This window comes from Elusimicrobiota bacterium (genome assembly GCA_028718185.1).
In the GTDB taxonomy this organism is placed as follows: Bacteria; Elusimicrobiota; UBA8919; order UBA8919; family UBA8919; genus JAQUMH01.
On sequence record JAQUMH010000019.1, the window covers coordinates 1 to 25,520 of the forward strand.

11 protein-coding genes are annotated in these 25,520 nt (G+C 38.6%); 3 read left to right on the forward strand and 8 right to left on the reverse strand.

The annotated features are described in order from the left end of the window. Nucleotides 1-647: 647 nt before the first annotated feature. The 5 genes from PHE88_12040 to PHE88_12060 form a co-directional block, all read right to left on the reverse strand. The gene (locus PHE88_12040) at nt 648-4,718 is read right to left on the reverse strand and encodes a fibronectin type III domain-containing protein (GenBank protein MDD5688549.1); all 4,071 of its coding nucleotides are present in this window, start codon (nt 4,716-4,718) and stop codon (nt 648-650) included. Between the two features lie 107 nt (nt 4,719-4,825). After that, nucleotides 4,826-13,369 (reverse strand): FG-GAP-like repeat-containing protein, encoded by an 8,544-nt coding sequence (locus tag PHE88_12045; protein ID MDD5688550.1) that lies wholly within the window; start codon nt 13,367-13,369, stop codon nt 4,826-4,828. A gap of 146 nt (nt 13,370-13,515) precedes the next feature. Next, the gene (locus PHE88_12050; GenBank protein ID MDD5688551.1) at nt 13,516-14,466 is read right to left on the reverse strand and encodes a PorV/PorQ family protein; all 951 of its coding nucleotides are present in this window, start codon (nt 14,464-14,466) and stop codon (nt 13,516-13,518) included. Between the two features lie 852 nt (nt 14,467-15,318). Continuing rightward, a complete protein-coding gene (locus PHE88_12055) occupies nt 15,319-18,603 on the reverse strand; it encodes a carbohydrate-binding protein (GenBank protein ID MDD5688552.1) in 3,285 nt (1,094 codons plus the stop codon). Between the two features lie 162 nt (nt 18,604-18,765). Then, nucleotides 18,766-19,764, reverse strand: a complete 999-nt coding sequence (locus PHE88_12060) for a PorV/PorQ family protein (protein MDD5688553.1) — start codon at nt 19,762-19,764, stop codon at nt 18,766-18,768. Nucleotides 19,765-20,476: 712 nt separating this feature from the next. On the opposite strand from PHE88_12060, the gene PHE88_12065 reads away from it, so the two are divergent. Beyond that, a complete protein-coding gene (locus tag PHE88_12065) occupies nt 20,477-21,193 on the forward strand; it encodes a helix-turn-helix domain-containing protein (protein ID MDD5688554.1) in 717 nt (238 codons plus the stop codon). A gap of 9 nt (nt 21,194-21,202) precedes the next feature. Here the strand turns inward: PHE88_12065 and tgt are convergent, their stop codons facing one another. The 3 genes from tgt to PHE88_12080 all read right to left on the reverse strand — a co-directional run bounded on the left by tgt (nt 21,203) and on the right by PHE88_12080 (nt 24,080). Continuing rightward, nucleotides 21,203-22,342, reverse strand: coding sequence for a tRNA guanosine(34) transglycosylase Tgt (tgt, locus tag PHE88_12070; GenBank protein ID MDD5688555.1), 1,140 nt, complete (start codon nt 22,340-22,342; stop codon nt 21,203-21,205). Between the two features lie 206 nt (nt 22,343-22,548). After that, nucleotides 22,549-23,214, reverse strand: a complete 666-nt coding sequence (locus PHE88_12075) for an HD domain-containing protein (GenBank protein MDD5688556.1) — start codon at nt 23,212-23,214, stop codon at nt 22,549-22,551. After that, nucleotides 23,202-24,080 (reverse strand): AEC family transporter, encoded by an 879-nt coding sequence (locus tag PHE88_12080; protein MDD5688557.1) that lies wholly within the window; start codon nt 24,078-24,080, stop codon nt 23,202-23,204. Before PHE88_12080 ends, PHE88_12075 begins: the two co-directional genes overlap by 13 nt. Before the next feature lie 135 nt (nt 24,081-24,215). Between PHE88_12080 and PHE88_12085 the strand changes: the two genes are divergently transcribed. Both PHE88_12085 and trxA read left to right on the forward strand, forming a co-directional pair. Then, nucleotides 24,216-24,929, forward strand: a complete 714-nt coding sequence (locus PHE88_12085; GenBank protein ID MDD5688558.1) for a SurA N-terminal domain-containing protein — start codon at nt 24,216-24,218, stop codon at nt 24,927-24,929. A gap of 35 nt (nt 24,930-24,964) precedes the next feature. Beyond that, the gene (gene trxA / locus PHE88_12090) at nt 24,965-25,285 is read left to right on the forward strand and encodes a thioredoxin (protein MDD5688559.1); all 321 of its coding nucleotides are present in this window, start codon (nt 24,965-24,967) and stop codon (nt 25,283-25,285) included. The last annotated feature ends 235 nt before the right edge of the window (nt 25,286-25,520 follow it).

Below are 25,520 nucleotides of genomic sequence, written 5' to 3' on the forward strand. Positions count from 1 at the left end.
CGTTTTCGATAACCTTGCTGGCTTGATAGTCTTTAGTCTTACGTTTGTCGGCAACCTGTTAGCTTTCACTATCTTAGCCCTTGGTTTTGCGAACTCATCCCGATTTCTCGGGAGCAGCCTTTTCGGATTAGTGCTCGGAGCTCGGACCTACTGCACCGACCGAGTCTATGCGCGGAAGTCGGAGCAACTGCACCGACTGAGCACATGATCCCATAGTATTATGGGAAACACAATCCCGCAATATGCGGGGTAAAACAACTGCATTTTAATATTGCTACTTTTGTTTAATATTGATTCTGACAAATCTAAATCTTTTCTATATAATACTATTGTCTCTACTCGTTTTCACTATCTATCTAATTAAAGTATAACGTATAAAGAAGAATCTGTCAATGGATAGGATTGATATTTTCTTGTATAATATTGCATCTATATTCAATATTAAAAAGGTAAGTCAGACGGAAAGATAAAAAGTAAAAAACCCTGCTAAAAAGCAGGGTTTTTTATTATCTTTTTCAATTACTAATTTTTACTACAGCAGAGCAAGCTCTGCGACTACCTCAAGAGGCAAGAGGCAAGAGACAAGAGACAAGAAGCAAGATAACGTCTTACTTCTAACCTCTGACTTCTTGCTTCTTATTTCTATCTCACTTCACTAGTCCTATTTTACCTGTCTTCTTTTTACCGGCGGCATCTTCTATCTGGTATATATATACTGCTTTACCTACTTTGTCACCATCGTCATTCTTGCCATCCCATTCGAGCCAGCCAAGATTACCAAAATCTATTTCTTTTAGTTCCCTGACCAACTCTCCGGTGACACTATACAACTTCACTACGCTACTAACCGGCAAATTGATTATTTTCAATTTACCGCCTATCGCAGTCGCCGGATTATACGGGTTAGGATAGACTTTTAAATTGCTAAAATCAGCAGATAAATAACTGCCTAATATTCGATATGTTGAGAAATGTTTCACTGTCGCTGTTATCGTCTTGTTTGTTTTATCTATTGCCTGGACGCCTGGCACCAATTCCCAATCTGTTCCTGTCCAATAGTATATCCTTAATCCATCTTCATTTAATGTCCCTATATCCGCTTTTGTATATGGTATTGTTATGTTAACTGCTCTTGTAAATACCTGATTTTCTAATACAGGTGCATTTCCAGTTCCAAATGTTAACTCGCCGAAATCATAACATATCGGATTTATTGTGTTAACATATTTCATTGTGTTTCTTACTGCCGGCGATGCACTCGTACGGATTGAGGCAAGATATTTGTTAGCAGATAGGACACCTGTTGGTATAAGTATTTTTAGTCCGTCGGCACCCCGTATTGTTCCACCCTGGTAACCTACTAACTTTGCTGTGTACATTTCATTGAAATTTACAACTATCGGCGCTGTTACATCACCTGTTAGTTCTATAGTATTTATATTATTACCCAACGGGATTGAAACCTCTTTCTCTCCTGCATCTGTCTCAGTTAATGTTGTGTCAACTATATTCAATTCTTCGCCTTTACTGTTCTTTGTTTTAAGCGTTACTGTCCCGGTGTAATCTGTCACTATACTGTTTGCATCTAAATTATATACCTGCAACCAGAACTTCAAACTCGCAGGTGTCGTTGTATCATCGTAGTAATATGTATATATTCTGTGTCTTAGATTGTTGTTATATGTCTTGAAACTGTATTGTGCTGATGTTGTGAGATTACCAACTGTATCTTTACTAAAAACCTTGTAATAATATGTCTTCCCTTTCTCTAACTCACCAAGTAGGACACTGTGAGTTGTTACAAGTGTTGTATTTAATGTAGTTGTACTGCCAAGAGATGTTGTTAGTCCATATTCTACCTGTGAATCTGATGGCTCATCAGTTGTCCAGGTTATTACTGCCGAATTAGTCATTATGTCTGTTACTGATACTGCATTCACTATTGGTGGTGTTATATCACTTGTTGTCGTATTACTTGAAATATTAGATAGATTTGACCAGTTAGGTTTTTCGTCAGATGTCTTTATGCCAAAGTAGTAGGTAGTATTCGGACTTAATCCTTCTACGGTATAACTCTGGTTTGTGCCACTTACTTGTGGTGTTGGCTCGCCTGTTACCTGGTTTGCTAATGACCAGTTGCCTGCTGTTATTGGTACTGTGTAATACCTTATGTCATATACTGTCGCTGTGCCTACTGTCCCATCATTACCAGGTGCACTCCAACTTAATGTTATACTGTTTGCTGTGGGACTTCCTGCTGTTAAGGTTGTTATTACTGATGGCGGGGTTACGGCAATATCGTTCTGGTATTCAGAAAGGATTTGGGAAGAGGAAAGAGCGCAGTTATAGATACGAACTTCGTCAATGGAACCCTTAAACCTAAAAGTACCTCCACCACACTCCCCAATCCTGAATACATCGTTCCAAGTCGGATTAGATACAGCCTGACTGCTATCATAGGCACCGTTTATGTAAAAATATTCTTTATTCTCAGTTATGTTGTAGACATAAACAATATGTGACCATACATTCGATTTTAAGTAACCCTTTGAAAAAAAATTATTTCCCATTTGAGCTAATAACTGTCCGCTACTTCCTCCATAAATTAAAATCCTACGATTGTTATTATATCCCACAAATGTTCCATACATAGTAGGAAACTCGTTGATTTTAGGATTAACCCATCCTTCTATACTAAATGAACCGGTAGAAATTCCAACATTCGGAAGTTGAATATAATCATCCACTCCATCAAAACTTAATGCATTCCCTATTTTTCCATCAGCCCATGATGCTCCATTAACAATATTGCCTGTGTAACCGTTTCCTGAAGAATCACCAGCCGTAGTTCCTGTTCCTTCATCAAAACTCCAATTTGCAACTAATGACTGCACTGTTGTAAACTTGCTCACTGTAAACATGTTTGTTACAGGTGTAGCTGCAACAAAATTCGCATTACCAGACTGGGTTGCAACTATGCTCACTGAGCCGGTCCCGTAGAATGAGAGTATTCCATCTGTAATCTGTGCCGGACCGCTCGCCACTGCAAAACTCACCGGCAGACCACTGGAAGCCGTCGCTGTCAACGTTACCTTGTCTGTGATGTTTTTATTGCCAGGATTTGTAAATGTAATCATCTGATATTGGGAACCGTCAATCGTCTTTAAGCCATCACTGAACCAGCTAATTAGATTGTTGGTAAGTTGAATGTTAACTAAACTTTCATTCGCTCGCCCGATTCCAGACGCAATCACAGCAATCCTTCCTCCGGAAGAACTTCCTTGCCGCCATGCTGCCACTTCAACCAGCGTAGTATTACCGTCAGGTGCTACGGCAGTGAAGATTGGTATTGCACTACCAGTTACTGTAATATTCTCAACCCAACCCGAACCACCAGACAAAGTGGTTATATTATCGGCTATCGGATGAACTGTGGTTTTAGTATAAGTAAAAGGCGATGCTATTTGTGGTATATACCAATACACCGTCATACCAAAATTGGAAAGCATCTGAACTGATGCAGCACTTTCTCCAGCCATAGACGCCAACCAAAGCACACGACCACCACCATTGACAAAACGTGTTAGTGCATCCTTTTCCGCTTGGGTATAAAGACCGTAATATCCCGGGGGAGAAGTGATGTAAATATCTACCTGTGCCAATAGTTCATCGTTGATTAATGGGAAGGTAGTGAGTTTTAGTGCCAGATTTCCACTATTCCACATATCAAGCCAGGCTGAGCTCCCATTAATAAAATCGGTTATTCGACCAGAACCGATGCGACCATGTATAAGAACATTGATTTTCTCCGGAGTTCGTTTTAAATAATCAGGTAATTGTCCATCAAAAGGCTTGTTATTGCCGAGTGCATCCATTTGTTCATCGGTCAGCCATGCCAAAGCGAATATACCCGTGCCGACATTCGGGTTAGTATCCTTGAATGCTGTGATTTCAGTAAAGACGATGAGGGCAGACTTGGCTGGGTTAGCATAAGTTGATTGATAATTATTTATAAGCATCACCAGTTTGCCGGCATTTTCCGAGCCGACAGCATCAATCCACATCTGAGTACGATCTTTTCTAGCTTGTATTATCAATGTGGGATCTCCCGTGACCGGATGGTAAACTTCGGGTTCAATATAATCCAACGTTCCGTTTTTTATACAGGCAATGCCAATGGGAGCCGCATCGATTGACTCAGTAGATGAAGCAGAAACGATAGCACCAGATTTTATGGACTTAATCGCACTGTAAACATTTGCAGCGATTGCTATTCCTTTCGGTATCAGTGTTGGATCCGCCTGAATAGCAGACCATCTTCCAACAAACAGCTCATAACCATCATCTGCGGTAACTCCATCAAGGGAAGGAAAGCGATTGAACATGTTTGTAAAATATGGTTTTGGATCATTGATAGGGACATTTTGGGCATGGTACCAGCCCATTACCTGGATATCATTCGCTTGTAACAAGGCAATGAACTTTTTGCAGGTATTGTCATCGGGTCGTGGGCCAATATCGTACGGAAACGCTACGCGGTTAACCCCGCCTCTCTTAAACAAATCCAGATAATAATTCATACCCAGTGTAGTCTTAGGCATGACATAATAATTCATATAGACAACCATAACCCGAGCCGCTAACAATGTTTTTGCTGTTATCATGTTTGTTAATGCCAACACTGCTAATAATAAAAAACATTTAATGGTTTTACTCATAGATATTCCGATACTAAAGAACTAAGATTCAAGATTCAAGGAACAAAATAACTTCTGTGCCTCGTATCTTAATTTCAATCTTTAGTCTTCAATCTTAAATCTTCAATTTATTTGATTAATCCTATTTTACCTGTCTTCTTTTTACCGGCGGCATCTTCTATCTGGTATATATATACTGCTTTACCTACTTTGTCACCATCGTCATTCTTGCCATCCCATTCGAGCCAGCCAAGATTACCAAAATCTATTTCTTTTAGTTCCCTGACCAACTCTCCGGTGACACTATACAACTTCACTACGCTACTAACCGGCAAATTGATTATTTTCAATTTACCGCCTATCGCAGTCGCCGGATTATACGGGTTAGGATAGACTTTTAAATTGCTAAAATCAGCAGATAAATAACTGCCTAATATTCGATATGTTGAGAAATGTTTCACTGTCGCTGTTATCGTCTTGTTTGTTTTATCTATTGCCTGGACGCCTGGCACTAAATCCCAGTCTGTTCCATTCCAGCAGTAGATTCTAAGTCCATCTTCATTTAATGTCCCTATATCTGCTGCTGTCCATGGGATTGTTATACTTACTGTCTTTGTAAATGTTTGCGCTCTCATTACCGGAGCATTCTTACTAAACGATAACTCACCAAAATCATAACTTATAGGATTCACGGTGTTAACATATCTAATCGTGTTCTTTACTGCCGGCGGTGCTTTTGTACGTATTGCTGCAATATATTTGTCTGCGGATAACACGCCTGATGGTATTACCATCTTTATCCCGTTTATACCTTCTATTGTTCCGCCTTTGGTCCCGACTAGCTTTGCTACATACAAATCACTGAACTTTATCATTACCGGCGATGCAGAATTACCACTTAACTCTATTGTTTCTGTGTTTCTGTTATACGGAACTGATAATTCTGTCTCGCCTGAATCTGATTTTGTCAGGATTGTATCAACAGTATCCAGGACAGTATTATTGGAGTTCATAGTTGTGAGTGTTAATGTACCGTCGTAATCGGCTGCTATGTCATTTTTATCTATGCTATACACTTGCACTTTGAACTTCAAATTAGTAGATGATACTACTCCCATCTTTGGTGCTCCTGCGACTGTTCCGCCAACGTTATATGATTGTACGACGGTTTGTACGGTAATAGGAACTGTTTCTAACCGCACATCGTCTATGTAATACACATCTCCTGATGCTGCAAATGATGCAAACCAGAACTGTAAACGTCCATCGCTGACTTTACTTGTAAATCCTGTCGTGTTGAATTCGGTTGTAAATGTCTGCCATGTTGTGCCAAGGTTTGCTGTGTAATTTAAGCCATAGCCGGTGTATGGTGACACGTGCTTTAACAGATTCACTGTCACATCATGACCACTTGTCGAATATGCTGAAAAAGTCAAACGATACCGGGTGTTAGGATCAAGCACAATACCACTTTGGTACAACTGGATATTTGCATTGGCTGAGGTTATTGTACATTTGCCGGCATTGGTTCCTGTATATCCGGGTGTCGATGTTGTAAGCGCGCCTCCGCCACCCGCATAATACGCCCATGGTGTTGTCCCTGTCTCAAATCCGGGATTACTGATTATGTTTATGGTAGGTGTGTAGGTAACTGTTATTGTTGCCTCTTTTATATTTCCCGATGTGTCAGTAGCTTTTGCATATACTGTATTGGAACCGTTCGTTAATGTAACACTTCCGCTCCATGGTGATAATGTTCCACTAACTGCTGTATATGTTCCTGCAGTACCAACCTTCAGTTCTACCTTACTCAATCCTATATTGTCGGATGCTGTACCACTTAGCGTTAATAACGGTACCGTTATCGTTGTATTATTTGCCGGTGAGGTTATTGCTATTGATGGCGCTGTTGTGTCGGCAGGAGGATTAGAAGGATTAACTGTTTCTAATCGCACGTCATCTATATAATACACATCCCCCGCTGCTGCAAACGACGCTAACCAGAAATATAAACGTCCATCACTTACTTTACTCGAGAATCCTGTTGTATTGAATTCAGTTGTAAATGTCTGCCATGTAGTGCCAAGGTTTGCTGTATAACTCAAACCATAAGCTGTATATGGAGAATCGTGTTTACATAGATTCACTGATAAATCATGCCCGCTTACTGAATATGCTGAAAAAGTAAGACGATACTTGGTATTAGGATCAAGCACAATTCCTGATTGGAAAAACTGTATGTTTGAATTGGCTGCAGTTACAGTACATTTAGCAGCATTGCTTCCAGTATATCCGGGTGTTGATGTTGTAAACGAACCTCCTCCGCCTGCATAATAGCCCCAAGGTGCTGTCCCTGTCTCAAAACCGGGATTGCTGACAATGTTTGTGCTTGGCGGTGGTGTACTATTGATGCTGACTAATTTAATATAATTAAAATTACCTGCAGCTTCCCCTGCGCTATTATCCAGTACTAATTTCATTATCTGAGCACCTGCAGTAAGTGTAACTGAATTTGAAACTGTTACATCTGTCCATGTTTGCCATCCACCTGTTGCCGGTACACTCACTGATGGTGTTACAAGATATGGGGTAGCTTTGTGCTGACCAAATTCAAGGTGTATCGGAGATCCGGTAGTTGCAAGTCCATTGGCTGCCCTTAATACTATTTTGTATTCTCCGGCCTGATTAACATTAATACTATATTCCAGCCATTCACCAGGGATTGCCCACCCTACATCGTAGCCATTACCGGTATCAGTGCAAGCTTCTATGTCTACATTTTCTGTTGTCCTGTATGCTCCACCACTGTTACCGACTGTCGTGTCATTATATGATTCGCCAGATGCAGTTCCACTTGTTACCATATCGTAATCTTCTGCTTGTATTGTTGTTGTCCCTGACACTATCTGCCATGCTACTCCGCCCGGATATGCCTGCTGCGTTGATGGTGGAACAGTACCGCCGGTTATTGTTACTGTCTGTGCTGATGTTGTAGTTGCTGCATTACTATTATCGGTCGCTTTTGCCGTTATACTATAAGTCCCTGCAAATACATTGTTCCATGTGTAACTATACGGTGAGCTGGTAGCTGTTCCTAATAATGTCGTGCCATTGTAAAATTCTACTTTGCTTATTGTTCCATCACTGTCGGATGCTGTTGCACTTATTACTACTGTCGCAGGCGGGTTACTGCCGTTTGTTACTGCAATATTACTTATACTTACAGTAGGCGGATTATTAACGACCGGCGGCGGATTGCCGCTGGAAGTATTATCATTTCTCCAAATATGCATTTTCGGGTAATCATTCCAGCAAATACTTACTATATCAAGGTCACCATCGCCATCTAAATCAAATGGTTGTGCACCATTATGGCTTTCATAACCTGTGCTTATTGAATGTTTTGTGAATACGCCTGTCCCGTTGTTTTCCCATACTGCAAGTTCCATATCGCCAACAAGTTTGCCGGTTATAACATCTATGTCACCATCATTATCCATATCAGCAACACCCAGCGAATTGGTTGACTGCTGGTTTTGTTGTATAACGTTTGCTGTGCCCCACAACCCCTTGGGATCTGCCGGGTTCTTAAACCAATATGTACGGCTTCCGGTACGAAGAGGATTTGCACCATTATCAGCACACCATATTTCATCTGTTACTACTATATCCGGTCGCCCGTCACCATCTAAGTCTGCTATCTTTATTCTATCCGGTCCATCAGAACCATACATGTGGTCCACAGGTGTTGCAGGACCTACATCATGTCTTGTCCAAACAGACTCAACGGATGAAGGATTTGACGCTGTATATGGGTTTTCCCACCAGACAATTGTGTTGTCATTTTCGTTTACACCTGCTACATCTAAATCGCCATCACCATCTATATCGCCTATTGCTAAACTCTGTCCATTGCAACCGAATTTAGCAGATATTGGTGTGGTTTTCCAATTGCCGTTTTGTGGATTGACTGACGGTATCTGGATTAAATATATTGTTCCTGCCCACTTGTAGGCAACACCATTATTGTCACCTATAACTAATATCTCTTCCTTGCCGCCCGGAATTATCTGCGCATGTCCAAAACCTTGGGCTAGTGCATGAGCAGTTGGTCCTATGATACTATTTGAGACAACCAGCGTTTTCGTCCAATCTGCTGATGTATCTCCTGTACCTGTTTTTTCCAACCAATACACTCCGGCAGGACTTGTATAGCTGCTACTAAGTCCGTTAGCTATTACATCGCCATTGGCATCGCCATCTACATCGGTTATTATACAGGCATCTACATTCGCATTTAATGGAGTTGTATTAAAGTCTGTTCTTGTCCAGTTAGCCATCATATCGCCACCAGGATTACGGTAAAAATATCTGCCTGATACTATATCCTTTTTCCCGTCGCCTGTTAAATCAGCGGCATCTAATCCAAACCACTCCTCCCAACTACCGTACCTAACACGGCTATTGTCCAGTTGTTTGTATGTCCATTTATCCCACGATACCGGACCACTTGAACCGCCTGTAATACTTGCACGCCATATTTTAATTACGGCACTATCGGCTGCCTGCTCATCATAACAATTTGCACCCATAATATCTATGTCACCGTCATTGTCAATATCACCTATCGCTATATCATGAGAACCTCCGGTAGATATTTGTTTTATATTTGCAGCTGGGAAATTTCCTGTTTTATCATTCAGATATACTTCTACGGGGTCGCCACCATTATTTTCTAAATCCATTTTCGCTGTAGCTATATCTACATACCCGTCTTTATTAAAATCTGCTGTTCTTAAACTGTGCATTCTTGTCTTGCCTGTTCCTAACGTGTGTATTACCCAGTTAGTGTTTTCAGGATTTGCGGGCGCTTCATACCATGCAAAATCTCCCGAATTTTCCGAAGGTGAGATTACTATGTCATTCCTACCGTCTTTGTTAAAATCATTTATATCTACTACATAGTCACATACGACTCCTCCGCCGTTAGGATCATTGTAACTTCCAACTGTTGCATATGTATACTTGGTCCAAGTCCCGTTTATTATATCTCCCGGATTCTTAAACCAACTACCTGCTATTGCTATATCTTTTAAATTATCGTTATTTATAAGACCTATCTTTATTCCTTCACCGCTTGGTAAACCGGTAATTTCTTTTTGGGTCCAACTCGCTCCATTACCATTATTTTTCCAAATCCTGAATATATTACCCTGAGCCTGACCCCATGAACTTTGTCCCCGGGCTATTACATCCAAATTACCGTCATTGTCCAAATCTGCCACTTCAACATCATGACCTCTCATATTTGTCCCTATCACTCTTGGTGCTCCCCAGTTCGCTGCAGAACCAACATTCGCACCGGGATTCTTATACCATACTATGGTGTCTGAAGTACTACCCCACCCGCTAACAGAACTCATTGGCACTATAATATCTACATAACCGTCATTATCTACATCGCCTACCGCTACATCGGTTGTATATGCGCCGTCTCTTGCAACAAATTTCTTCTCCCAAGTTGGTGCTTTATACCAATACAAACCTGTCTGACTCTGGTTAGCACTGCTTACTCCTGCACCACCGGCTACTATTAAATCATTTAATCCGTCCTTATCTATATCTGCTATCTCCTTCCCATGCGGTGCCATTGGATTATTTGCATCTACTACTACTTCCGTAAAACTTAATGTACCGCCACTACCGGTGTTTATTGTATATGCCGCTGAATTCTCATAACTGTTGTCCATACCTGATTTAACCGCAACTGCTCTTAATGTTAATGTCTGAGAGACTATTACTGTTAACGGCGAAGTACCGGAAGTTGCTGTTCCGCTGGTAGATGGAACGCTGCCATCGGTTGTATATTTTATTGTTGCTCCGCTGGTTCCACAGGTTATTACTATTGATTGCGAACTTGTATAAGTACCCGTTCCCTTACTAAATTGCGGTGTTGCTACTTTGTTTGATGGCGCTGCTTTGCCGGGAGTCCCTATTGTTTTAGTCAAATCCCGCCATGATGATTCTATAGTATTTTTTGTTGTTGCCAAATCGCGGCTGTCTGCAAACCCTATTGTATAGTATGCAGGAACAACCGGATTTAAAGATGAAGTTGTACCAGTTCTGCCAAATCCGAATACTGTCATATTGTTTTCCATCTGGTAATAGGAATCGTTTGCTGTATCATCCTGATGGTTAATCAAATATATACTTCTGTTTATTGTTCCATCTGCAAAATATACCCACTCCGGCGATGGTATATCAGCGTTTAATATATTAGTTGAAGGATATGAGCCGCAAAGTTGCGGGCTTGTATCGTTTGACCTGTAAAAATAATCCTGTGTACCGGTTACATCTAAATTTCCGCCAGGGGTGCCTTCATATAAGAACCAGTATGCACTGTTCTTTTTCGTTACTGTCATCCTTGCATATTTTGGGAATATTTCCCAGGTGCACGCCCATAAGCCATCGATACTTTCTGTCTTGTATTTAACCTTTACAGGTCCCTGACTTAATATACTGCTGTTGCTATTAACAAATCCCGGATGAAAATAAGAAGCGGGATATACCATGTTCGGTATTCCACGATAACTACCTGCTGACCCTCCTGAAGCATGATAACCTAACCAGTCGTTGCCTTGATTGTCTACCATACTGGAAAAGCCTCCGCCTTGCTTGTGGTAATAATAAGTTGCATTCGCTGATTGTATCTGGTAACTTGATTGTCCCTCATCTTCTACATTATCTGTTAATGTTACTTGATTTGTAAAATTAACTTTTGTTATAGTTTGATCTATATCAAAAAATATCTTGAAATATCTCGTTGCACTTGCATTTGTTGTACCATCCATAATAAATATAACTGTGCCTATTGCATTGTTTGATGCGTTATATGCAGTGTCTTTATCAAACTGAAATAATACATTGTCATTTATTACTGTATTACCGGTACTGTCGGTCTCTTTCACTCTTAAAGACTGGTCATTTAAACTACCGCTTACACTAAGGGCTGTAAGATACTGCGTAAAATTAACTGTTACTTCTACCGGTTTATCATATCTCGGATAACTGCCAACCGCCACTGTTACGGGCACGTAATATAAAGGATCACCCATTGTAGGAACTGTAATTGTAAATGCCGCTGTTACTACATTGCTGTTTAACATACCTGTCTTATAAGCCATCGCTTTTAATGTCGCATTACTTGACATTGTTATCTGTGATGAATATACAGTACCGTTTGTTGGTGATGGGTCGCTGCCATCGGTTGTATATTTTATTGTTACTCCGGTAGTTGCACAAGTTATACTTACTGGCTGGGCACTGCTAAATGTTCCGCCATTAGGATTTATTGACGGGTCTGCCACTGTTTGCATTCCTCCGGTATTGTACTGAACAAACAAAACAGGTCCCGGCCATATTACTTCCGGTCCATGTTGTCCGCCACTGTTAGCAGTTAACGTAAATTGTTTGGTTCCAGCTGATATCACACTTGCCGGTACGGTTATGTTACTATATCCATAATCGTGATCTGCTGCATTGGGAAAAGCAGTACAAATTTCTGTACCGCCAAAGGTTACTGACTGGGTGGTGGTACCTGCAGCACCATTCCAAGTAACGACTGATATTCTGGCACCGGTAACCGGAGATGCGTTTGATGGAACAATGATATTGCAAGACAAACTACCGCTCATAACCGTAAAACCTTGCGGGACATTTGACGGTTTATACATCTTAACAGAAACGTTACGAGAAAGAGTTATACCTGCAACTTCGGATGTTGCATAACACATCCCATCATTGCCTGCTATAACTGCCATAAACTTTATTGACGAAGCCGCCTGGTCAGGAACCCAAGTCGTATCCCATGTCTTAGTATATGGTGCTGATGTAACTGTTCCTATGTGACCTGTCAGCGCTCCATTACGTAATACATACATATAATGCCATTGTGAATATATCCCATTACCATCCTCGTCAAAATCATCATAATATCCTATAAAATCTACGTGGTTTATTCCTCCGGTATATGTATTCACTGCGGCGCTTATTGTTGGATTATCATTTATTGTTGAACTGGCAGCCGGTGAAGTTATACTGCCTGTCGGATGGGTCTTAGTTGAATCATAATATATTCGTAACTTTAAACCATAGTATGCCCATTGTCCCCATCCAAAACTACCACATATTTGCGGACCGGCGGTAAATTCTATTGCGTTAGTTCCGCTCGTTAACTGACTAATCGGTATAGCGGCTACAGGATACCTGAAATTAAGATAACACTCGGGATTTGATATGTCAGTGTTTTCGGGTACCGGTATCCATGCATTGTTATTTACTTTGAATTGTTTGTTGCTGGTACCAATATGTCCACCCCACATCTCTACTACTATTTCTGCTCTTGTTGCTCCTACTAAATCAAGCCCGCTAAAATACTGTATATAATTTGGAAGAAAATCTTGAGGTGCATCGTATTCTAATGGTCCGTTTGGATAACTGGGATTTGGATCTGTTACTCTCCACCACGCATTACTGTAATTTTTTGCCGGTGGTGTGGACCAAATATATTTTTCTTTGAATATATCGCCCGGATTGATTGCTGATTGCGATACTGCACTTAATCCTATCATTACGACTGCTGACATCATACACCATTTCATAATCCTACCCATACCTTTCCCTCCAGTTTTTCTATATATTTGATTCCTAATTTGGTTTGTTTTCATATTTATTGGCACCATAAGATGGTGCAGCTACATCGGACTTTGAACTTCTTTTTTAATCTTCTAATTCACTAATCCGCTTACCTGCTTACCCGCTATTCCTTTGCCCCAAACCTTATCCCTAGCGATATCCTATGCGTGTCTCCTAAATCTTTTGTAGGAACAAATGCATAATCTATATTGAATGTTGAACTTTCTCCGGCTATCTTGAATCCGCCGCCTAATGTGTATGTCTCTTCATCATATCCTATCTTATAGCCTGCTCGGATTCCTATCATCTCGGCTATTATTAACTCCATTCCTATGTTCTCTCTTGTGGTCGCACTGTCTAACCCATAATTTACATCGGCTGCTACCGTTAAATTGTTTTCACCTTCAAATGCTGACAACTTCTTGCCTAATCCTGCTTTTATATTCCCGGGTAAATTATCACTGCCTACTTTACTGCCTATGTTCTGGACTGCCAGGCCTAATTGTAATCCGCCTTTTACTGGAACATACTCTACTCCTAAGTCTATTCCAAAGCCGGTTGTGTTGTTTGTATCTATCTTCTGGCTTGCCATCTTTAAACTTCCGCCTACATTAATTGTTTCATCTACCTGCTTGCCGTAACTTATTGCTCCACCCATGTCTTTGGCACCGAAAGTGCCTACGCTGCCTACTGTATCATATGCGCCATTGGCATCTTCTAATGTCTTGTCTATATTGCCATAATTAAGGTACATTATTTGTAATCCTATTGTGGAACTTTCATTTACTGGATGGCCTATCGCTAAATATTCATAACTTATTCCTTCAAAATATGATAAATGCATAAATGATAGTTCGGTTGCGCTTACTGAACCTAATCCTGCAGGATTCCAGTATACGCTATTTACATCTTCGGCTACTGCTACTTGTGCGCCGCCCATGCCTTCCTGCTTGGCACCTACTCCTACCTTTAAAAACTGCATCGCTGAACTGCCAACGCCGGCTTGTACATTACTTGTACATGTAGTACCGACTACCATTACTGCCAGCATTACTGAACTTAACATCTTACGCATATAAACCCCCTTTTTTAAATACAATATCGAAATTCTAAATCCTAAACTTTGTGTTCCCTCGACTACGCTCGGGATTGTGTTCTCGGTCGTTTCAGTAGAACCAATCTGCGAGCACAAAAAAAAAGCTCATCAGAAAACTATAAATTACTTAATTAAGTTTTTTCAACCTAATCAACTAATTCTCTAATTCTCTAATCAACTTTTCTGTTTTCGATAACCTAGCTAGCTTGATAGTCTTTAATCTTGATAACAACGATCAACGGCACGATTATCAAGACCTTTTGCTTATCGGCAACCTGTTGGCGTTATCTATCTTAGCCCTTGGTTTTGCGAACTCATCCCAATTTCTCGGGAGCAGCCTTTTCGGAGTTATATTCAGAGACTATGAAAATGAAAACTACGAGATTAGGTAAAAACCCTAATCTCCCAGTATCATAATCTCTCAATCTCTATTTTTGTCTCTCTCTGACTTCGGAGTGCTTCTTTATTATGTATAACACACTTTAGTCATTTTGTCTCGGATTCGTTTGCTAACAAGTATGCAAAACTTGCTGTTTAATAAATAAAGAGTCACTTGGTTAATATTGCTATTTACAAATTTAAATCTTTTTTATAATGTTTGCGCTTTTCTTGCTCTTTCCGAAGTATACCGTATAAAGTAGAATCTGTCAATGGGTAGGATTGCTATTTTGTTGTATAAAATTGCGATATAAAATAAGATGATTTTATCTTGAAATTTAAACAAAACTAATAAATTAATCTATGTAAAGAAATAGTTGGGTTGTGGGACTGTGAGATTGTAGAGTTTTAGAGTTTGTAGAGTTTAAACCCCATAACCCTATAACTATTTTCTTATCTTTCAACAACAATCTTTACTTTCTTTACGCCTGTGGTCCCTTCTATATATAATATATATATTCCACTGGCTACTTCCTTGCCGCCTTCATTCTTACCATCCCATACTATACTACCACTATTACCACTTTCTACCAATTCCTTTAATAACTCGCCGCCTACTGTGTATATCTTTGCTACTGCTCCGGCTGTTATCCCTTCTATCTTTAATCCTTGCACATGTTTCGCAGGATTATATGGCACAGGATATATCTTTACATTAATTAAATTAGTCGCGGAAACTAACTCCAATAACGCAAACTTACTTAAATGAGTACTCTTGCCTACTACCTTATTGCTACTCGCATATACTGTTGTTGGTAACGCTACCCAACGTTTGTTACTCTCATCATAATAACCTACTACTAACTTGTTCTCATTATAGCCGACTATTCCACTGTCATCATAATTTATTGTTATCGTTAGTTCCTTTACTGGCTGCAAATTCTTGTCATTTATTATATCTACTCCATAACCTACTACATTCATTGTTCTATCACTTACAGGCACATCTATTGCTGTTAGTGTTAAATTCGCTGTAGTAGAAAATGCGCCTTTGGGCACCAAAACACTTATCTCACTTTCTATACTGCTACTCTCACTTATCGGGGTTACTGCCATTCCGCTGCTTATCTGTACCTTAGAACTTACTGTCCTAGTCACACTAAACGGCTTACCTATAAAATTCTGCTCTGCCTTATCACTGCTTAACCCTGTGTATTCCATCTTGTTAGGCCAGAACCGCCAATTAGGACTTACAGGCTCTACTACATAATTACCACTCTCCAACCCAACAAACTCATAATTGCCTTCTGCTCCAGTAATACAACTGCTATTTGCTTTACCACTTAAATTCATCGTTATCCCGCTTACGCCACTACCACTCTTGTATAATTGCACATTACCACTTATTTTAGATAATGTGATTGCAGGAGTATATGTCACTGTTATTGTTGTCTCTTTTACATTATTACTTGTGTCGGTCGCTCTGGCATATACTACATTAGAACCACTTACTAATGTCACACTGCCACTCCATGGTGATAATGTTCCACTTACTGCTGCGTATGTCCCACCCAAGCCTACTTTCAATTCTACCTCGCTTAATCCTACATTGTCTGTCGCTGTGCCACTTAAGGTTAATAACGATGTTGGCACTGTTGTATTATTTGCCGGTGAGATTATACTTATTGCAGGTGGTGTTGTATCGGTATTGTCTACTACTTTTGTAAACTGGATGTAATTAAAATTGCCGGTAGCTCCGGAAGTACCAATAGTATCCATTGCCAACTTCATTATATGTTGACCTGCACTTAAATTTACTCCTGTCTTTGTTACTGTTTGCCATATATTCCAACCACCGGTATTAGGCACTGTCATTGCTCCGGTTTTGTCTACATTATCTATCTCTATGTGGAAATTACCGCCTTCACCACCACACGCTACTTGTGATTCTATTGTATATGTTCCGGCTGTATTTACATTTACTGTATATTCTAACCATTCGCCAGTCACTACATATCCCACATCATAACCACCACCAGAATCACTACATGTCTCTAAATCTACACTCTCGGTTGCCCTGTATGTGTTATTTGGGTCTGCTTGACCAAGGGTTGTATCGTGATATGCTATACCTTCGCCGCCATTATCGAAATCTTCTGCCTGTATTGTGCCGGGTATACTTCTTGCAGTTCCACCGAATGGAGACTGGACTACCGGGGCACTTATTGTTATAGATACAGTTGCTACATTACTGTCAGCCTTACCATCATTTGCCTTGAAAGTGAAACTATCTGTTCCCGTATATCCGCTGGCTGGTGTATAGGTTACATTCGGTGCCGTGCCTGTCAGTGTTCCGTGGCCAGGTTGGGTAACAATGCTGTATGTCAACGAATTTCCATCTGCATCAGTCGCTGTCAAAGTTATTGACTTGGGTGTATCTTTAGTTACACTAACACCCTGGCTATTTGCAACAGGCGGATTGTTTGAGCCTGGAGTGTATGTTACTGTTATTGTTGACTCTTTCCAATTATTAGATATATCGGTTGCCTTAGCATATACTATATTAGAACCACTCGCCAATGTTACACTTCCACTCCATGGCGATAATGTTACACCAACTGCTGTGTATGTCCCGCCAGCACCCACTTTCAATTCTACCTTATTTAATCCTATATTGTCTAAAGCTGTACCGCTTACCGTTAATAGCGAGGCCGCTACTGTTGAATTATTTAATGGTGAGAGTATTGTTATTGTAGGTGCTGTTGTGTCGGGAGTTGTTGGTCCATCAACTGCTAAAGGGTCTTTGGACCATCTTACGGTCACAGCAACATTACTCAATTCCAGTGGTTTTACTCCATTAAGTAGAATCCAACTAGTTACTCCGTTGCGTAAACACATATTTATTTTAGCATCAAGAGTATCATCAGTACTTCCAAGATAACATCCTCCGGTTGGCATCTGTGGATAATTATCTTTTAGTTCTTTTAGTTCCGATTCAATTACACCATACAAATGATATCCAACAAAAGCATTACTATAGTTAATTATCCCAACTGATTTTTTCACTATCTGAGTCATGCAAATCGCAGGGTCTGCCCTATATGGTCCCGCAAATTCCCACATGCTAAGCGGCGTATTTGGTGCTAATGCACGAACTCTTTGATACATCATCTCTTGCCATCTTATACCTGCCTCACTATCCGAAAGAAAATTTTCCGGCAAGTATCCTCCAGGCTCGCCTGCCAATGCGTACATTACATGGGTTTTATTCGCATATCGTGGTGCAACTTTATCCCAGAACGCAAGTACATCGCTCTTCCATGGTTCCTCTTTATATATATATGCACCATTAGGACAGGCTGAATATTCAATAAGTACATACATACCAAGTTCTTCTGCCCATTGAACTTGTTTGTCAAGTTCGACAATACATTCATCAATAGTTAACCAAGCTTGTCCCTCAGTACCAACACCATATAAAGCTCGCATATCTCTATAAACAAATATTCTCGCACAATTATAGTTGAATTGATCTCGCATACCCTTCCAAAAATCTCTAGTTGAATTTACCCAATCTCCCACACGCGCGGTATCTCCTCTCAACGGCCAGCCATTCTCCGCTACTACATTATTATCAACTATTCTAGGTCGTCCCCGCATGGCAGCATTTGCTGTTCCATACAGCACACCCAACAAAATAAAAATATAAACTCCTAAAAATAACTTATGCCTTTTCATACTACCTCCAACATTACGATAGTGCGATAGTTGCAAATTGTCTCTCTTTTTCGTCCTAATGTTTTTGTGTTCTTTGAGTCCGTCATAGAGTTATAGGGTTATAGTGTTTTAGGGTTTAAACTCTATGAACTCTATAACCCTACAAACCCTAAAACTCTTTTTTTAGAACTTCATATTCAATGATACTCTATGTGTATCACCTAAATCACCAAATGGAACAAATGCATAATCTAATCCATAGCCCTTATAATCTAAACCCGCCCCTAAGCTTATTCCTTTTAATCCACCTATGTCTTTTGTCTTAGTGTTGTATCCTGCCCTGCCTATTAAAGTTGTTCCTTCACCCGCATCATGTTTATACTCTGTCCCTGCTCCTATTCCTATCCCACTGTCATTTACTGCTGTTATATCTAACCCGACTAACCATTCCGGTTGAATATTATATCCTCCGCCTACTCTTATCGTCATTGGTAAATTCTCATCCTTGGCTACATATTTCATCTTACTCCCTACATTTTGGAGCGCTATACCTATACTCATTCCACTTTCCGTTGGCTTGTATAACATCCCTACATCACCCGCTATCGCTACTCCGGTCTCCTTTATCTTGCTGCTTATATATTTTACTCCTATTCCTAATGATACATCATCGCTTACCTTATTTCCATAACTTAGCGTAGCTGACATATCGGCAGGGTTAAAATTACTACCTACTATTCCATCCGTATCACTGCCTTGAATTGAACCATAATTTATGTACTGTACTCCTATTCCTATTACTCCTATTTCTGATATCGGTTGTCCATACCCTACCCAACTATAACCTATGTCTTCAAACCATATCGCATGCATTACACTTATGGATGGTTTATCTATTCCGGCTAATCCGGCTGCATTCCAATATACACTACTTGCTCCTTCACTTACCCCTACTCCTATATCGCCCATGCCACTACTACGGGCACCTGCGCCCATCTTCAAAAACTGGACTGCACTAGTGCCGGCATCGCCCTTGCTAAAGGCAGCGTATGCGCTGCTTGATACAAGAAGCAAGAAGCAAGAAGTAAGAAAGAATAGAATACTTGATTTAAGATTTAAGGTTAAAGATTTAAGACTTCTGGTTTTGGACTTTGGACTTTGAATTGACTTTTTGATTTTCATAAATGCCTCCGATTATCAGTGTTAAGTATTAAGTACTCAGGATTCAGCAATTTGGCAAATAAAAAAGAAGTGAATTAGTGAATTAGTGGATTAGTTAATTGGTTAATTAGTTAATTAAGTTCTTTAACTTACTTTATTGTAAGTAAACCTAATCTTCTAATTCTCTAATTCTCTAATCAACTACTTTCTAATCTACTTCTTTTGTTTTCGGTAACCTTGCTGGCTTGATAGTATTTAGTCTTGATAACAGCGATTAACAACACGATTATCAAGACCTTTTGTTTATCGGCAACCTGTTGGCGTTTACTATCTTAGCCCTCGGTTTTGCGAACTCATCCTGATTTCTCAGGAGCAGCCTTTTCGGATTAGCACTCGCAGGTCGGAGCTACTGCACCGACCGAGTCTATGCGCGGAAGTCGGAGCAACTGCACCGACTGAGCACATGATCCCGTTATTAACGTGGGAATGCAACCCCGCAGTAAGCGGGGTAAAACAGCTACATTTTGATATTGCTCTTTTTGGTTTAAATTGATATTGACAAACTTAAACCTTTCCTATATAATATTGCGTCTCTTATAGTTAGAGTATATCGTATGAAGTAAAAACTGTCAATGGATAGGATTGATATTTTTTTGTATGGAATTGCATGTTGAAACTAGATAATTATAATCGGGATTTTAAAAAATCTGATAAATTAATTTGTGTAGGGTACATGGACTCATACCCTAACTGGGATGTAAAGAAACATTACCATTCATGTAATGAAATGGTAGTTATTCTTAAGGGTTCAGTACGTGTTGAAGTATTAAAAAAAAATTTATCTGCAAATGCCGGTGACATATTGAATTATCCGGCAGGGGTATCTCACAAAGAATATCTTACCAGTAGTACTCCGGCTGAAATTATTTATTTTGAATGGGATGAAAAGAGAAAGAAAACAGAAATTCCTATTTTAACTCATGATGTAAACAAAAAAATACGGTTTTTAACCCAGTGGCTGTATGAAAAAAGCAAGTCAAATTCTCTTTACAGAAGTTTACTACAAGAGAAAATCTTCGAAGTTATATTAGCTGAATTAATAGACATTTCTAAATCTAAGGAATCACATCCTATTATTAATAGTATAAGAAATTTTATGAAGGAACACTTAAGGGAACATTTAACATTAGAAGACTTGGCTGGTAATGCTAATATGGGTAAATTTCAATTTTTAAGAAAATATAACAAACTTACAGGAAGAACACCGATGGAGGACTTAAGAATTGTACGAATTGAAACTGCTAAAGATATGGTACTTACAACAGATATGCCATTAAAAGCTATTTCCAAGGAAGTTGGGCTTTCTGATGAATATCACCTTTCAAAGATGTTTAGAAAATATTTTGGCACACCACCGGGACAATTTCGTAGAAAAACAGTTTTCGAATAATTTATTGTATTAAACCTTTTCCTCTTTTTTATATTTTTTCAAAAAATCTCTTTTTGCTTCTAAAAAACTTCCCGCTTCTATGCTTTTTCTCATTTTATCCATTAATCCTAGAACAAAATGTAAATTATGCAAAGTATTTAAACGCAATCCTAACATTTCTTCAGTACGGAACAGGTGATTCAGGTACGCTCTATCAAAATTTTTACAGGTATAGCAATCACATTCCAAATCAAGTGGTGAAAAATCATTTTTATATTCCGCATTCCTTATATTTATTTTCCCGGTAGAAGTAAACGCTTGCCCGTTTCTTGCGTTTCTTGTAGGTAAAACACAGTCAAACATATCAATTCCTCTTTCAACGCATTCCCATAAATTTTCGGGTGACCCGACACCCATTAAATATCTCGGTTTATTCTCAGGCAGAAACTTTTCTGTTTCTGAAACTATCTCATACATTAAATTATTCGGTTCACCTACAGAAAGCCCGCCGATAGCATATCCGTCAAACCCAATTTCAACTGTTTTTTCAGCCGACTCTTTCCGCAAATCAATATATGTTGATCCTTGTACAATTCCAAATAATAAATTTGAGAACTCGAGAACTTGAGAACTTAAGAACACCTTTTTGCTTCTCCTCGCCCATTTCAATGTCAGCTCCACGGATGCTTTTGCATAATCATGCTCGATTGGATATGAAACACATTCATCTAAAACCATCATTATATCCGAACCTAAAATACTTTGAATTTCAATGACTTTTTCAGGTGAAAAAAAATGTTTTGAACCGTCTATATGAGAAGTAAATTCAACCCCGTCCTCGGTTATTTTTCTTAACCCTTTCATTGAAAAAACCTGAAACCCGCCCGAATCGGTTAATATTGGCTTTCCCCAACCAATAAACTTGTGTAATCCTCCGGCTTGTTTTATTATTTCTGTACCAGGTCGTAAATATAAATGATATGTATTGGCAAGCATTATTTGGGAACCAATTTCAATAAGTTCTTTGGGTGACAATGTCTTAACGGTTCCAAGAGTTCCAACAGGCATGAAAAATGGTGTTTCTATATCACCATGAGGAGTGTGTAAAATACCCGAACGGGCAAAACCGTCTTTTTTTTTTAATTCAAAATTCTTTGTTGCAGTTATCATTTTTTTTATAGCCGCTGATTACACAGATTTAAAAAAACGATTACACAGATAACAGCATCGCTGTCTTTGCGAGGGACGAAGTCCCGTGGCAATCTAATAAGATTGTCCCACAAGCAGGATTTGCAATTTCGTTATTCATTCCATTCCTCGCAATGGTATTTCTGCCGTTTAATCGGTGTAATCAGTATCGGATTCAGTTTTCGATACTACAAAAACTTATTGTTGTTTATATAAAGTATAAACATGCAATCAAAATATTTTGATGCTTTCTTAAGATGTAACATCCTTTCAAGAAAAATCTCAAAATATTCTCCGATGTCAACAATTTTAGTATCGATAGTTAACTCTAAGGAAATTGTTTTTAACTTTGAGTCTACCCTGAGAAAGGAACTTTTACAGGCAAGGTTTACCCGTGTATGCTTATCAAGCACTGTACGTTTTATTATTCTGACTCTGGAATGATTAACATCTGTTTTGTCGCCTAAAATTACAGCAGCGGTGATTTGAGAATTTGGAATTATATCTTTTTCTTCGTGAGAACCGACAGCAGTCACAACAGTAAGAATATCCTTATAATCCATTCCGAGATGCTCTAAAAACCTTTTTGTCATAATTGCACCTGATAATATATGATTATGCATTATAATTGAATTCCCTATATCGTGCAAATAGCCTGCAATTTTTGCTAATTCTACATCTTTCTTAGGAAAATCCAGATGTGAAAGAACATTTCCTGCTATATTGGAGGTAAGTTTAGCATGCCTTAAACCATGCTCTTTATAACCGATTGCTGCAAAATTATTGTCAGCCGTATCAAGAAATACTTTTACAAACTGATAATTGATTACATCAGAAATTGTTATATCAGCCATAAAACCACCGGGATCAAAACTATGCTCATAACTAACCCGACCACTATCATAGAAGAAGCGAATAAAGAATCCGCATCATACTTTTTAGCAAAAATATAAGCTGTCACAGCAGAAGGCATTGAACTGGAAAGCAAGCAGACACCTTTAACCACTCCCGTTATTTTAAATATCCCGCAAAATATATATGCTACAGCAAGCCCGCCTATCATGCGAATAACAACACCAATAATTACTTTTTTAAACATATTAAAACTAATTGGTTTTATTTGATAACCGACAAGACATAGCATAACCGGTATTGTAACAGTATTTAATATTTTTGAAAATTGAAATAAACCATTTGGGATATTAATATCTTTCAAACTCAAAAAAATACCACAAAATGCAGCATACAAAACCGGCAACCTGAAAATTTCTATTATTGAACCGCTAACAATCCAAAGCCCCGCACTGCAAAATAAAATATCCAATGTTATGTTATATATTATACTGTGAAAAGTACTCCCCATCCCTAAAAAGATAGTATTCAGCGGGATAGCAAGATATCCGCTGTTCATAAAAGTAATTGGAAGTGCAACATTTTTAAATTCGAGATGAAAAATCTTTGAAAATATTTTAGCAAATATCATTCCAAAAAAAACAACTAATACTACTATAATAACTATATTTTTTGAATTATTTATATTTTCCTTTATTGGAGTTTCCCACATCGTAAAAAACATAAAAATAGGAATCAGTAAATATATAGAGAAATTTATAAAATATTTAACAATTAATTCTGTTTTTTCTGATGCATATCTTGCAAATATTAAACCAATTAAAATATACGGAATTATTTTTATAGCAAGATTAAAGATTAAATCCATTTTTTAATTATATAAAAAAATCTTGACTTTTGGAAGGAAAAACTTTATAATCTACTTATTAGTAGAAATATTTTATTGAATTCTGATTGCTGAATCCTGAGTGCTGAATTCTCTTATAGTTGGAGGTTTTTATTTATGGATTTTTTTAGACGAAACATGAAAACAATCCTTTGGATTGTCTTAATTGGTTTAGTTTTTGCAACTTTCATGTCTTTTGGAGCAGGCGGCTATTTAACAAAAGGATATGATACTGTGGCGACAGTAAATTCTAAAAAGGTTTCCTATACTGAATTTACAAAATCGGTTAATCGTGTGATAGAAAACCAGCAGGCACAAAAAAAAGATGCGCAACTTACTGAAACTGATATAAAACAAATAAAAACTAACGTCCTTCAGGAGATGATTTCGGAAGAAGCTTTTTATCAAATAGCGTTAAAATATGGAATAGATGTTACTGATAACGAAATCAGAGCATACCTCCAGCAAATACCTGCGTTTCAAAAAAACGGCAGTTTTGACCATATGACATATTTTAATGCTTTAAAATACAACTTAAAAATGACACCTGAAGAATTTGAGAATTCCAGAAGAAGAGGATTGGCAGTTGAAAAGGTAAGATTTTTATTTTTTCTCCTTTCAAAAGTTACCGACAAAGAAGCAGAACTTAAATATTTAGAAAAAAATAAAAACTTGAAAAACTGGGCAAAGGACAAAGACAAATTCATAGAGACATTAAGAAACGAAAAAAGAATTCTACTGTTTAACCAGTGGGTAAACCAGCTTCAGCAGAAAATAAAAATCCAGGAATTTTTATCAAAATTTGAACAAAGAGAAGGCAGATCGCAATAGTAATAAATATTACATATTGGTAATAAAGGAGCGTTATGAGTGAAACTATCCTAAGTGATGCTAATTTTGACAGCGAAGTTTTGAAAGCAACTTTACCTGTTCTTGTAGATTTTTGGGCGACATGGTGCGGACCATGCCAGATGATTGCACCTGTAATTGAAGAAATTGCCAAGGAATTTGAAGGAAAACTTAAGGTTGGTAAATTAAACGTTGATGAAAACCAATCGACTTCAGCACAATTTGAAGTTTCTGCAATTCCAACTCTTTTAATCTTTAAAAATGGGAAAGTAGTAAAGAAAATTGTAGGATTTTCAAACAAACAAAAATTAGTAGCAGATATAAATTCAATTCTTTAGGTCTGCTGAGAAACTCACATACCTGATTACACAGATTAAACGGCAGAAATGTCATTGCGAGGAATGAAATGACGAAGCAATCTCATAAGATTGCCGCGGGACTTCGTCCCTCGCAATGGGCTTAATAGTATTTTTGTGTTGTTTTTTTAACCCTTAAAATATTGTATAATCGTCTGAAAAAGTAAAAAATAGACTTTACAATATCAAAGGGGTTTAATAATGAACAAAAAAACAT